Genomic DNA, 14004 nt, shown 5'->3' on the forward strand with positions numbered 1-14004 from the left:
GTAATATGAAAAAATATAGATTTTTATTGTTATTGTTTTTACCATTCTTTATATCGGGATGTAATGAATGGTTGAACGTGAAACCGGAGGATGAAATTGATGAAGAGGATCTTTTTGATTCTGCTGACGGTTTTCGCCATGCTCTGAATGGTATTTATTATACAATGGGAACAGGGAATTTGTACGGGATGAATATGAGTTGGGGTATAGTGGATGCTTTAGGCCAAGTGTACGATTACACGTATGGTTCCAGTGAGTTGAATGCCATGGAAAGGGGGGCAGCCGTGTATGACTGGGATTATGAGCATCTGAAACCGAAAATCGAATCCATATGGAACGAGACGTACAATATCGTGGCCAATTGCAACAATCTTATAAAAAATATAGAAAATACCGATCCGGATATGTTTCCCTTGAAAAATCGGGAAAAATCGATGATTTGGGGAGAAGCCTTGGCTTTACGTGCATTTTTGCAGTTCGATATGCTACGTTTGTTTGCCCCGGCACCTGTAACTCAGCCTGGAGGTAGAAAATTTATTCCTTATATAAATATGTATCCATCTTATGTTTCAAATAAAAAAACAGTGGATGAGTGTCTGACATTGATTACAGAGGATTTGAAAGAAGCTAAAAAATTGCTTTGGCAAATTGATACCGCTAAGTCGTTTAGTCCGTCGGTGACTTTTGAAATGTCTGGAACGGGAGATAATATCTTTTTTTATCGAAGAGGATATCATATGAATTATTGGGCCGCAACAGCTTTATTGGCACGAGTCTATTTGTATGCCCAGAAAGAGACGGAGGCATTGGAACAAGCCAATGAAATTATCACTTTTGTTGCCAAAAATCATGCTTTTCCGTTTAATACCTCTTCCGGCGGTTCAAAATTGTATACGGATGTGATGTTCGGTTTATATGTGATCGATCTACCGGAATTAAATCAAAAAATAAATGATATTACGAATGAAGACAATGCAACCTTCTTGTGTGTATCCGAGATCGAGAATAATTATTTCGAAAAGGATTTAACATTTAATAATAATTTGGAGACATTTATTTCTAATGATTATCGGTATACGTACTGGATACATGACTGGGAAAATTATAACTCTTATTATCGACTGAAAAAATATGATGCTCCTACTACTGGTGGTTCTACACAGATAGAGATTAGTAAAACATTGGTTCCGTTGATTCGAATGAGTGAGATCTATTATATGGCTGCTGAGATTTTAGCTAAAAAAGATGCAGACGGACTTGCAAAAGCTAAGACTTATTTAAATTATGTAAAAGAGGGACGGGGTTTGAAGAAAACGGATCAATCCATAATAGATGTGACAAATGCAACCATGGAAACATTCAATCGTTTGTTAATTAATGATATGCGTAGGGATTGGATCGGTGAAGGTCAGACTTTTTACCTGTATAAGCGTTTGAATAAAAATATTCCGGCAGAGTCGGGTAAAACGATAATGGCTTCGGAGGAACATTTTGTTGTGCCTTTGCCGGATAGTGAAACTAATATTAATTAATACAGTTATGAGATCTTTTATTGTTTTTGCGTTAATATTGACAGGAGGATTGACTTCTTGTGATAGAAAAGGAATCGAAGAGTTTTCCGATAATAAGGTATTTCTTTCTTTTGTAGCGGATGCGACGGTAGATAGTACTGTATTATCCTTTAGAACCTATAATGAAGATAGAGTTTCAGTCGAGATTCCAATAAGAACCAAAGGAAAATGGTTAACAGAAAACCGGGCATTTAGTGTGTCCGCTGATCCCAAGTTGACGACATTGCCGGCTGAGTTATATGAATTACCGGAAAAATGTGAGTTTTCTGCCGGACAGGAATTAGATACGATAACGGTTACTTTTTTGAATGATCCCCGGTTAGCCGAGAAAGCATATCGTTTTGTATTGCAAATAGACGAAAGTGAAGAGGTGAAAGTTGCTGCCGATGTAAAATATCAACGAGCTATATTTCAGGTGTCTGATAAATTGGAGCGCCCGAAATGGTGGACGGAGTTGGATGGTGGATATAGTGGTGATCCAATATTTAACGTTGCGGAAGCGTATTACCTTGGTAGCTATTCAGAAACTAAATACATTATGTTTTTAGAAGAGTTGGCCAAGGATGATATCGTTTTCGACGGGAGAGACCGCTTGGTGTTAAAAAAATATTCGCTTCGATTGAAATATAGGGTAGAAGCTTTTAATAATGATCCGGCTAATCAAGCTGCCGGGTTGACCCCGTTGAAAGATGAAAAAGGCGAGAAAATAGTTATTCCTGTGGTAGGTTAAAAAAGCAAAGTTATGAAAAATAATGTATTATGGATAGTGATTGTATTCTTGGTTGTCGGTTGTTTGGATGATAAAAGCAATTACGATTATAAAGATATAAACGATTTTGATAATTGGCAGAATGTGGGAGTAAAGAACGTACAAAGTAGTTATACGCTCTATCCCGGAGAGTCGGTAACATTGGAACCCAAAGTACGCTTTTCGATAGATACGTTGAATCCTGATGCTACTTATGCGTGGTATATAGAGAAAGATAAGAAACTGACGAAAGTTTGCGATCAACTGTTTTATACGCATGAAGCAACGACAATCGGAGATTATACATTGGTACTGACCGCAATTGATAATAAGACAGGAGTTACTTTTAGTGAAGACATAGGTATAGAGGTTGTATCTCCTTGGAAAAACGGATGGATGGTACTGTCAAAAGGAGGATCTGGCGAATCGCAACTCTCTGTGATTCGTTCTAAAAAGCAATCTAAATTTGTAGTGGATGTTGAGACCGGAAAGGAGAAGAGAGTGGATACGGTGGTTTATGTCGGACAAGATATAAATATTGTTCCTAATTTAGGTAGGGGACCGCGTAAATTGGTAGAAAACTTTATTTATGAAGAGTATACTTCTGATATTGAACTGCAAGATGAGGTAATGGTGCTACAAGCGAGTGGTCCCGTGGAATTAAATGGAAATGACTTGAGTGTAGTCGGTATGGCAAAGGATGAGTTTTTTGATGGAATACCCGGTAGCTTTGATCCTGTCAACGCCGCTCTTTCTTGGGGGGGAAAATGGCTGTTAAACAGTGATAATTATGTGTATGGAGCGACTATGTCCGTCGCTACGGATTTACATTCCGGTCGGTACTTTGGGGAACCGATTTTCAACGGGAAAAAAATAAAGCAATTATTACCTTATTGGAAAGCTTCTCCTTATGGGAATATTGCAGTTATTGGAATTGATGAAAACAATACTTTCTTCGGAATTGTAGATCAATGTTCCGTTAAAGATTATTATGAGAATGATTTTACAATCGTTGCCGGTGGAAATTACACGGGTAGTTTTATGGAGTTAGGGAGTCTTAAGGGGGCAGACGAATCTTTGTTTAAAAACATCAATGGTGAATACATTTTCCATGCGTGGGAAGACAATCCACGTAATAAGGGACCTTATATTTCTATTTTGAAAAGAGGGAATAGTTATTATTGGCATAACTATACATTTGAACTTGATGGGTATCGTTACAAACCCGGAATGAAAATGATTGTATCGAAGAGTAAGAGTGGTATTCTGGATGCTTCTGTAATGAATGGATATCAAGCGGCAAGCGTATTGCCTTGGAAAAAATTATTGATGATTGCGAGTGGAAATACTTTGTATGGTTTTGATTATATTAGAAGTATTCCAGGGTTAGTTCAGATGCTGAATGCTCCAACTTATGGTTCCGAGATTGTGGATATAGCTGTAAAAGATTATAATTCAGATAAGAATAATGCACATTTGGCTGTAGCTTTAAAGTCCGGTGAAATTTATGTATACGAGGTGAAATATGATAAAAAGGAAGAGACAGTAGAGTTGTTGGAGATTTATCATAAAGAAGGATTCGGAGAGATCGTGGATCTGGAATATAAATTCGGTTCGGGAACAAGACCAAGAGCAAATTATTTATATTAATATGTTGTTTTAGTATTTCGATAAATAGTCGAGGGGAGTAAAAACTCCCTTCGGTCTATTCCTTTTTATTTGTTCGTGTGGGTAATCGTAAGTAAATCAGAAAAAACGTATGAAAAAATTATTGTTATTACTGTCCTTGGTGTTTGCTTTTATGGGAGGGGATGCCCAGCAGAAAGCAAATTATAAATTGGCAAAGAAGTTTAGGAACATTTCATTCGGAAGTGTGGTAGGGAAGAATAGTATGAGTATTTTTCCGAAGGCTATTAACGGTACGGATAAGTTTTGGTTCGAGTTTTACACGGAAGAGGGGAGGTTGTTTTATTTCGTCGATCCGGCGAAGGGAGAAAAGCGGTTGCTTTTCAATAATTCGGATATCGCACAAGGAGTGAGCCGGATTACCCGAAAGGCTTATAACGAAAAAGATTTGAGGATTTCGAGTATCGAGTTTTCAAAAGACCTGACGAAAATGACCTTTTCAATGGACGGTAATTACGAATTTGATTTTAAGACTAAAAAAGTAAGAGCTTTGCCGGAGAAAGAGGTATCGGAAGAGGATAGGCAGACCCGCTACTCCTGGATGGTCTTTTCTCCGGATGAGAAATACATCCTGTATGCTAAGGATCATAATCTGTATGTACGGGGCAACAAATACAAGGGAATGGATACGACAGAGATCCGGTTGACCACCGACGGCGAAAAATATTATTCCTTTGCCCGGGATGCTGAACAAGACTCCAAGGGGGAAACGGAAACCAATGCCCGTTGGTTTAAGGATTCCCGGCATATTTTTATGGTCAGGGAGGATAGCCGGAAATTGCAGGATATGTTCGTGATCAATTCTTTGACGAAACGGCCTACCTTGGAAAGATACCGTTACGAGATGCCGGGAGAGAAGAATCTTTGTCAATACGAATTGTGGATCATGGACGTGGAAAAAAAGACAGCGAAACGGGTTCCGGCCGATAAATGGACGGATCAGTACATTCAGGTGATCGAGCCGGGTAAAAACGGGGATAAGATATTCTTTCAGCGTTTTAAACGTACTTGGGACGAGGTGGATATTTGCGTGGCCAACACGGAGACCATGGAGGTAAAAGAGCTGATTCACGAGGTGGATAAGCCTTACCGCGATTACCACATGCAGAATACGGTAATTCTGAATGACGGAAAAGACATCCTGTTCCGCTCGGAGCGTACGGGGTGGGCCCATTATTACCATTACGACGGAAACGGCCGGTTGTTGAACACCATCACATCCGGTTCTTGGGTGGCCGGACAAATGGCCACTATCGATACGGTCGGTCGTGCGATCTATTTTTACGGGCACGGCCGGGAAAAGGGAACGGACCCTTATTACTACATGCTTTATAAAGCACATATCGATAAGGAGGGGGTAACCTTATTAAGCGGGGAGAATGCCCAGCATTCGGCAAAATTCACCCCTTCCCGGAAGTATTACGTGGATACCTACTCCCGGGTGGATATGGAACCTAAGATCGTGTTGAAAAACAATCAGGGGAAGGTAATTATGGAGTTGGCTAAGCCCGATACCCGGTTGTTGAAAGAGATCGGATGGATCGCCCCGGAGCGTTTTAAAGTAAAGGCGGCCGACGGGTTGACCGATATATACGGGATCATGTGGAAGCCGGCCGATTTCGACCCGAATAAAAAGTATCCCATTATCTCTTCGGTTTATCCCGGTCCTTTCTTTGAATACGTAAACACGAGCTTTACGATCAACGACAGCCATAATACGAAATTAGCGCAGCTCGGATTTATAGTCGTTGCCATGGGGCACCGGGGAGGCAGTCCCATGCGGGGAAAATTCTACCACCGGTACGGTTACGGGAGTTTACGGGATTATCCGCTGGCAGACGATAAGTATGCCATTGAACAGTTGGCTGCCCGTTACTCTTTTATCGATGGGACGAAGGTGGGGATATTCGGTCATTCCGGCGGCGGTTTTATGTCGACGGCTGCTATCTGCACCTATCCCGACTTTTACACGGCAGCAGTTTCTTCCGCCGGAAACCATGACAATAATATCTTTAACCGGGGTTGGTCCGAGATATATCATGGAGTAAAAGAGACGGTCAAAACGGTAAAAGGGGCTGACGGAAAGGATAGTACCGTTTACGAGTATACTTGTAAAGTGCCGACCAACATGGAGCTGGCTAAAAATTTGAAAGGACACCTGCTGTTGGTTACGGGAGATATGGATAAAACCGTACACCCTGCCAATACACTTCGTATGGTCGATGCTTTGATAAAGGCGGGTAAGAATTTCGATATGGTCGTGCTTCCGGGAAACGGACACGGTTTCCGCGGAGCAGCCGAGGCCTTTTTCGAGTATAAACTCTGGGCTCATTTTGCCAAATACCTTTTGGGAGATGACTCTGCCGATTATTGGGAAAACATAAATAATTAAGTGATTCAATGATTCGAAGATTAAGTGATTGGGAAAATGTGTTAATCACAGAATCGCCTAATCACTAAATCACAGAATTATAAATAAATAATATATGCGTTATATTTTATTTTATATTTTGCTGTTGGGGTTTGTCTTGGGTGCTACTGCCCAGCAGAAAGCCAATTATAAACTGGCCGAGAAATTTAATAAAAGAGCGATGACGGGAGTCTCAGAAATGAGTATGGCCATTCATCCGGAGTTTATTCATAAGTCGGATCGTTTTTGGTATAGTTTTACTACTGAAGAAGGGAAGAAGTATTACCTGGTAGATCCGGCGAAAAAAGACAAGAAACCGCTTTTCGATCATGAACGTTTGTTTGCGCAGCTCAGTAAAGAGACCCGGAAGGCCTATAATCCTAAAGATTTTTCACTGCAGGATATAGAGTTTGCCCAAGACGAAAAGTCTTTCACGTTTGAGTTTGATGAGGCGAAATACCGTTATACCTTTAAGACCGCTTCGGTGGAGAAGATCGATACGATAAAACCCTGGTCGGGGTATGCTTCATGGATGAAGTATTCACCGGATAGCTGTTATATCCTGTATGCCCGGAATCACAATTTGTATGTGATGGGGAATAAGGCAAAGGGAAAAGATACCACGGCTATTCAGTTGACTTTTGATGCGGAGAAGGATTATACCTTTGCCAAAGAGTTTGCGGATTCGGACACGGAGGTGGAGACGATCGCTTCGTGGATGAAGGATTCGAAAAAAGTTTATGCCGTCCGGGAAGATGCCCGTAAGGTGGAGGAGCTGTTCCTGATCGATCATCTGGCTAAACCTCGTCCGAAGTTAAAGACCTATCGTTATGATATGCCGGGGGATAAGGAGATTTCCCAAAGCCAATTTCTGATAATCGATATTGAAACCCGGAAGATCACGGAAATAGACATCGATAGATGGCCCGATCAATACGTGGATGTTTTGTATACCGATAAGAAAGCGGAGAAAATTTATTTTGAGCGGGTCAACCGGGCTTTCAATGAAAAAGAGATCTGCGTCATCGATGCTAAGACGGGAAAAGTGAAAGTATTGATTCATGAAGTGGATAAACCGTTTTTGGATTTTAAGATGGCAAGCGTCTCTTTTTTGAATGACGGTCAGGATATATTATTTCGTTCCAACCGTACCGGGTGGGGACATTATTACCTGTATGACGGCGAGGGAAACCTGAAGAATACGGTTACGGCCGGAGGTTGGACTGCCGGGCCTATCGCGGAGATCGATACCGTGGGACGTACGATTTATTTTTACGCCTTAGGCAAGGATAAGCATATCGATCCTTACTATTATACGTTGTGTAAAGCGGACTTGGATAAACCTGATCGGGTGGTACAGTTGACTTTTGACAATGCCACGCACATGGTGGATTGGTCTAAAACCTTTAACTATTTTGTGGATACTTATCAACGGGTGGATATGGAACCTCACTTCGTCGTGAGGAATAAAAAAGGGAAAATAATAATAGACTTGGGTAAAGCCGATATTTCCCGGGTGAAAGAGATGGGCTGGAAGGCTCCTGAACGTTTTAAAGTAAAAGCGGCCGACGGGATAACCGATTTGTACGGGGTGATGTGGAAACCTTTTGATTTTGATTCTACCAAACACTATCCGATTATCTCTTCGGTTTATCCCGGGCCCTTTTATGAATACGTGCCTACTCAATTTGCTGTTATTCATGACCGGAATACCCAATTGGCTCAGCTGGGTTTTATCGTAATTGCCGTGGGACACCGGGGAGGAACGCCTATGAGAGGAAAGTATTACAACACGTATGGCGCCGGAAATTTGCGGGATTACCCCTTGGCCGACGATAAATACGCCATCGAGCAACTGGCCGATCGTTACCCTTTTATCGATGCGACAAAAGTCGGTATATACGGTCATTCCGGGGGAGGATTTATGTCGACGGCAGCCATTTGTACCTATCCCGATTTTTACAAGGCCGCCGTGGCGGCAGCCGGTAATCACGATAATCGGATTTATAATAAATGGTTTACCGAAACCCATAACGGGGTAACGGAAGAGAAAAAGGCGATTAAGGATAGCGTGAACGGCGACCGGGAAGAGCATATTTTTAAATTCCAGGTACGTACCAATCAGGAGTTGGCTAAAAACTACAAAGGCGGACTGCTTTTGGTGACGGGCGATATGGATGATAATGTCCATCCGGCTCATACGTTACGGATGGCAGATGCTTTGATTAAGGCCGGAAAGAATTTCGATATGATCGTCTTGCCGGGACAGGATCACGGTTTCAGTGGCGATGCCGAACTGTTTTACGAGCGGAAATTATGGTTCCATTTTGCAAAATACCTGTTGAAGGATACCTCCGGAGATTACTTTTCCGGGATTGAAGAATATAAAAATTGATAAGATTCTGTGATTATTCGATTAAAAGATTCTGTGATTAGATCACTCAATCTCGGAATCACTTAATCGCAGAATCAAAAATAATTTATATGGTACGAGGAATTTTAATATCTGTTTTGCTGTTGGGGATGGTTTTGACGGTTACGGCTCAGCAAAAGGCCAATTACGAATTGGCAGAGAAGTTTCGGAATCTTTCTTTCGGACATTTGTCCAAGTTTAGTTTAGACATGTACCCGAGGTATATCAATAATTCGGATCGTTTCTGGTTTGATTTTACCACGGAGGAAGGGAAAAGCTTTTATTACGTGGACCCGGTAAAAGGGGTAAAACGACTCCTGTTTGAAAATGAAGATGTGGCACGACAGGCGAGTGAGATTACCCGAGTGGCTTACCATGCGCGGGAACTGGAAATTTCCGGTTTGAAATTCTCTCCGGACGGAAAAACGATCACGTTCAGGCTGGACACGCTTCATTGCGAGTATCATTTGGAGACAAAGAAGCTAAAACGGATAGCCAGGCCTGAACAGGCCGATGGAGAGCGTTATTCCTGGATGGTTATCGCTCCGGATAGCAGTTATATTTTATACGCGAAAGAGCATAACCTGTACATGAAAGGGATACCGGAAAAGGGGAAAGATACGACGGAAACACAGTTGACCGTGGATGGGGAGCTTTATTTTTCTTATGCCAAGGACGGTTCGCAAACAGGAGACGGGGAGCAGGAGAGTAAAGTCCGTTGGTTTAAAAATTCTAAAAAGGCTTATATCGTGCGTTACGACAGCCGACGGGTGGAAGAGCTGTTTTTAGTTGATGTCCTTTCGAAGTCTCGTCCGGTATTAAAACGCTACAAATACGATATGGCCGGGGCAAAAGAAATTTCTCAGCCGGAACTGGTTATCGTCGACGTGGAAAAACGTCAGGTGGTGAAGGTAAAAGCCGATAAATGGCAGGATCAGGAGATACAGGTGGTGTATGCGGCGGAGAAAGGCGATAGAATTTATTTCGAACGGTATAAACGGACGATGGACCAGGTGGAGCTGTGTGTGGCCGATACGGAGACAGGAGAGGTGAAAGTGCTGATCCACGAGGAGGATCGGCCGTTCGTGGATTATCAGATGAAAAACATCACCTTTCTTCATGATGGGGACGATATCCTTTATCGTTCGGAACGTACCGGATGGGGCCATTATTATCATTACGACGGGAATGGGGTGTTGAAGAATGTAATCACGGCCGGCGATTGGGTTGCCGGGACGATAATTTCCGTCGATACGTTGAGAAGAGAGGTATATTTTTACGGCTACGGCCGCGAAAAAGGGGTAGATCCCTATTACAGTCTGATCTACCGGGCGCACATCGACAAGGGAAATGTTAAATTGTTAGGAGGAGAGAACGCCCGGCATCGGGCCTTTTTCTCTCCCACGCATCGCTATTTTGTAGATATTTACGCGACGGTAAGCGACGAACCTGAAATCCTTTTGCGGGATAGGAAAGGCAAAGTCATGATGGAGTTGGCCAAACCCGATCTACGGCGTCTGTACGAGATGGGATGGCGGGCCCCGGAACGTTTTACGGTGAAAGCTGCCGATGGCATGACCGACCTTTACGGTATCATGTGGAAACCGGCGGACTTCAATCCCGACAAGAAATACCCGATTATCTCTTCTGTCTATCCGGGCCCTTTTTTCGAGTATGTAAATACGACATTCTCGTTGGATGACGGGTATAATACCGAGCTGGCACAACTGGGATTTATCGTGGTGGCTATGGGACATCGGGGAGGAAGTCCTTTGAGGGGGAAATTCTACCACCGCTACGGATACGGGAATTTGCGCGATTACCCTTTGGCCGACGATAAATATGCTATCGAGCAACTGGCCGATCGTTATTCTTTTATCGATGCTTCGAGGGTGGGAATTTACGGCCATTCGGGAGGAGGATTTATGTCGGTAGCTGCCATCTGTACCTATCCGGATTTTTACACCGCAGCAGTCTCTTCTGCCGGTAATCACGACAACCGGATTTATAATTCGGGATGGGTGGAAACGCATCACGGGGTGAAAGAGACTCGTCGGGGGATGGAACCGGAGAAAAAGCAAAAAAGAAAGTCCGGGGGATGGGAACGCTTGCGTCCTGCCCACGAGATGATCGACGTACAAATGATGCGGGAGAAAGAATTTGAATACACGGTGAGTGTACCTATCAATCAGGCATTAGCCGAAAATCTGAAAGGCCATCTTTTGCTTGTGACAGGCGATATGGACGATAATGTTCATCCGGCTCATACTTTACGGATGGCTGATGCCTTGATCAAAGCCCGGAAAAATTTCGATATGTATGTTCTTCCCGGCTGTAATCACGGGTTTGGTAATGCCGGTCGTTTTTTCGAATACCAGTTGTGGCATCACTTTGCCAAATACCTTTTGGGTGACGATTCGGCCGGTTATCAGACCGATCTGGATTATTTCATGAAGCGATAAAGTTTGTATTGTAATTTATATAAAATCATTAAATGTAGTTATTATGAGACTAAAAACGGTCATTTTTTTAGCGAGCCTTTTGCTTGTCCAAAGTGCTGTGATACCGGTTTACGGGGCGTCCAGAAAAAAGAAAAAGGATAACAAGGAGGAAAAAGTAGAGAAGAAGAAAGAGACTTCTTACGACAAATTGTTCAAGGGAAAAAAGTGTGAGACCGAGAGAGGGTTGATAACCCTTCACAAGATGGATAATAAGATCTATTTCGAATTGCCCTTGAATATATTGGGAAAGGATATGTTGATCGGTTCTACCGTGACGGAAATCACCAATAACGGTTTTGCGAACGTGGGAGAAAAGCCGCATGACCCGATGCACGTCCGGTTTACTAAGATGGACTCTACGATTAACCTGCGCCAGGTAGTTTGCGCGTATACCTCGGAAGATAAAAACCTGATGGAGCGGATAGCGACCAGTACGGTTCCGGCCATTATCGAAAATTTTGAGATTAAGGCTTACAATACCGACAGTACGGCCGTGGTGATCGATATGACCGATTTCCTGTTGAGCGATAACGGTCAGCTGAATCCCTTCTCTCCTTATGCACCTATCACGTGGGGCGGTGCCTGGGTTGAAAAGGAGTTTAAAAAGGGAGATTCTCAAATTGCTAAAATAAAGGCTTTTGATGATAATATCAGTGTACAGTCCTCCTTGACTTATTTAGTTAGCTTAAGGGATAGAAAATTTTATTACTGGTACAAGGAGCCGTTCACGGCTGTGATGACCCGTACTTTTATGCTTTTGCCGGAAGAGCCGATGCGTCCGAGGATTGCCGATCCCCGCATCAATATTTTCTGGCAGGGGAGATCGGAATTCAGTAACGAGGGAAACGGCATGAAACCTCTTTACTATGCCAATCGCTGGAGATTGGAACCGAAAGATGAGGCTGCCTATCGTCGGGGTGAATTGGTGGAACCTAAAAAACAGATTGTTTTTTATATCGACGGTGCCTTTCCTGAAATGTGGAAGCCTTACATGAAACAGGCTGTGGAGGTCTGGCAAAAGACGTTCGAGAAGATCGGTTTTAAGAATGCCATCGTTGCCAAAGATTTTCCGACGGATGATCCGGATTTCGATCCGGATAATTTGAAATATTCCTGTATTCGCTATTCGCCTTCTCCGGTTGCCAATGCTATGGGCCCTTCCTGGACGGACCCGAGGACGGGAGAGATCATCAATGCTTCGGTTTATGTATACCACAACGTGATAAAGTTGGTGCAGGATTGGCGTTTCTTGCACACGGCCGCTGTTGATCCGGACGTGAGAAAGGTGATTTTGGATGACGATGTGATCGGCGATTGTATTCGTTATGTCGTTTCTCACGAGGTGGGACATTGTCTCTCCTTGATGCACGATATGTCTGCTTCTGCCGCGGTTCCGGTAGATTCGTTGCGTTCTCCCTCGTTCACTCGGAAATACGGTACGACTTACTCCATCATGGATTATGCCCGGAATAATTACGTGGCACAGCCGGGAGATAAGGAGAGAGGAGTGAAACTGACACCGCCTGAATTGGGCGTATACGATTATTTTTCTATCGCCTGGCTGTATACTCCTCTTTTAGACGCCGCGACTCCGAAAGACGAGGTTCCGACTTTGGCTAAATGGATTTCTGAAAAATCGGGAGATCCTATCTATCGTTACGGCAAACAACAATTCCGCACGCGCATCGATCCGAGCTCTTTGGAAGAGGATTTGGGAGACGACGCGATGAAGGCAGGTGCTTACGGTATTAAAAACCTGAAGGTCATTTTGGCTCATTTGAATGAGTGGGTAGGAAAAGACGATCCGGAGTATAAATACCGTTTGAATATGTACAACGAGGTCTTGTATCAATACTTCCGTTACCTGAATAACGTGTTGATGAATATCGGGGGAATCTATATCAACGAGCGGTATGACGGTGACGCTCTGCCGAGTTATGCTCCGGTGGCTAAGGAGAAACAGAAATGCGCCGTTCGATTCCTGTTGGCCCAATTGAAGGATATGGATTGGTTGGACGCCAAGGAGATGCAGGAGGGTTATCCTTTACGGGGGAACATCGCTTCCTATATACAGGATGAGATGTTTTTTGCCCTGATCCAACAGACGGCTAACGTGATGGTTTGTGCCAGCAAGACGTTCGATAATCCTTACACGGCGGAGGAGTACATGAAGGATATTTATGATTTCGTGTGGGCGCCGACCCGGCAGGGTAAAACATTGAGCCAGTTGGAAAAAAATCTTCAGGTCGGCTTGTTGAGTACGATTATGGGTAAGGCAGGTATCGCTACGGTTCAGAAAGCGACTCCTTTCGCCTTGACAACGAATATGATTCGCATTCCGGAGTTCGTGAAAGAACAAAGCCGGGCGACTTACGGAATTTTGTCCGAAGAGTTTGTGGGAATGTATACCAACCGGAAAACAGAGGCTCCGGAAATTTCCGAACGGTTGATAGAGAAAGCCGAACAAATGGGCTTCGGTTCTTTCCTGGGGATTACGGCTCCCTATGTCGCAACGGATCATATCTATTTCGATACGTTGAAAAAAACATTGGCTTTGTTGAAAAGTAAAGCCGGCACGGGATCGACAGATACGAAACAACATTATAAATTGTTGATTTATAAGATTGAAAAGGCGTTGGAGAAATAGTCCGATACTTTTAGAATCTAAATATTTG

Annotated in this window: 7 protein-coding genes; all 7 read left to right on the forward strand. The window is 43.3% G+C overall.

Features of this window, described 5'->3' with window-relative positions:
* Positions 1–5: 5 nt before the first annotated feature.
* Positions 6–1532 carry a RagB/SusD family nutrient uptake outer membrane protein gene (locus tag DMB45_RS06110; protein ID WP_110688561.1) on the forward strand — a complete coding sequence of 509 codons (1527 nt, stop codon included), beginning with the start codon at positions 6–8 and terminating at the stop codon, positions 1530–1532.
* Positions 1533–1539: 7 nt separating this feature from the next.
* Positions 1540–2301 carry a DUF4843 domain-containing protein gene (locus tag DMB45_RS06115; RefSeq protein WP_041502780.1) on the forward strand — a complete coding sequence of 254 codons (762 nt, stop codon included), beginning with the start codon at positions 1540–1542 and terminating at the stop codon, positions 2299–2301.
* A 12-nt stretch (positions 2302–2313) separates the two neighbouring features.
* Positions 2314–3969: a PKD-like family lipoprotein gene (locus tag DMB45_RS06120; RefSeq protein WP_041502781.1), complete on the forward strand. Its 1656-nt coding sequence runs from the start codon at positions 2314–2316 to the stop codon at positions 3967–3969.
* A gap of 109 nt (positions 3970–4078) precedes the next feature.
* Positions 4079–6397: a S9 family peptidase gene (locus DMB45_RS06125; protein WP_110688562.1), complete on the forward strand. Its 2319-nt coding sequence runs from the start codon at positions 4079–4081 to the stop codon at positions 6395–6397.
* Positions 6398–6491: 94 nt separating this feature from the next.
* Positions 6492–8810: a S9 family peptidase gene (locus DMB45_RS06130; RefSeq protein WP_110688563.1), complete on the forward strand. Its 2319-nt coding sequence runs from the start codon at positions 6492–6494 to the stop codon at positions 8808–8810.
* 89 nt (positions 8811–8899) lie between these two features.
* Positions 8900–11290, forward strand: a complete 2391-nt coding sequence (locus DMB45_RS06135; RefSeq protein ID WP_110688564.1) for a S9 family peptidase — start codon at positions 8900–8902, stop codon at positions 11288–11290.
* A gap of 43 nt (positions 11291–11333) precedes the next feature.
* The gene (locus tag DMB45_RS06140) at positions 11334–13976 is read left to right on the forward strand and encodes a zinc-dependent metalloprotease (protein WP_110688565.1); all 2643 of its coding nucleotides are present in this window, start codon (positions 11334–11336) and stop codon (positions 13974–13976) included.
* The last annotated feature ends 28 nt before the right edge of the window (positions 13977–14004 follow it).

This window comes from Sanguibacteroides justesenii (assembly GCF_003204205.1).
Taxonomy (GTDB): Bacteria; Bacteroidota; Bacteroidia; order Bacteroidales; family Marinifilaceae; genus Gabonibacter; species Gabonibacter massiliensis.

What these genes read in the sequence shown, in the direction of transcription:
- DMB45_RS06110 (WP_110688561.1), top strand. Translation starts at nt 6, where the DNA reads ATGAAAAAATATAGATTTTTATTGTTATTGTTTTTACCATTCTTTATA.
- DMB45_RS06115 (WP_041502780.1), top strand. Translation starts at nt 1,540, where the DNA reads ATGAGATCTTTTATTGTTTTTGCGTTAATATTGACAGGAGGATTGACT.
- DMB45_RS06120 (WP_041502781.1), top strand. Translation starts at nt 2,314, where the DNA reads ATGAAAAATAATGTATTATGGATAGTGATTGTATTCTTGGTTGTCGGT.
- DMB45_RS06125 (WP_110688562.1), top strand. Translation starts at nt 4,079, where the DNA reads ATGAAAAAATTATTGTTATTACTGTCCTTGGTGTTTGCTTTTATGGGA.
- DMB45_RS06130 (WP_110688563.1), top strand. Translation starts at nt 6,492, where the DNA reads ATGCGTTATATTTTATTTTATATTTTGCTGTTGGGGTTTGTCTTGGGT.
- DMB45_RS06135 (WP_110688564.1), top strand. Translation starts at nt 8,900, where the DNA reads ATGGTACGAGGAATTTTAATATCTGTTTTGCTGTTGGGGATGGTTTTG.
- DMB45_RS06140 (WP_110688565.1), top strand. Translation starts at nt 11,334, where the DNA reads ATGAGACTAAAAACGGTCATTTTTTTAGCGAGCCTTTTGCTTGTCCAA.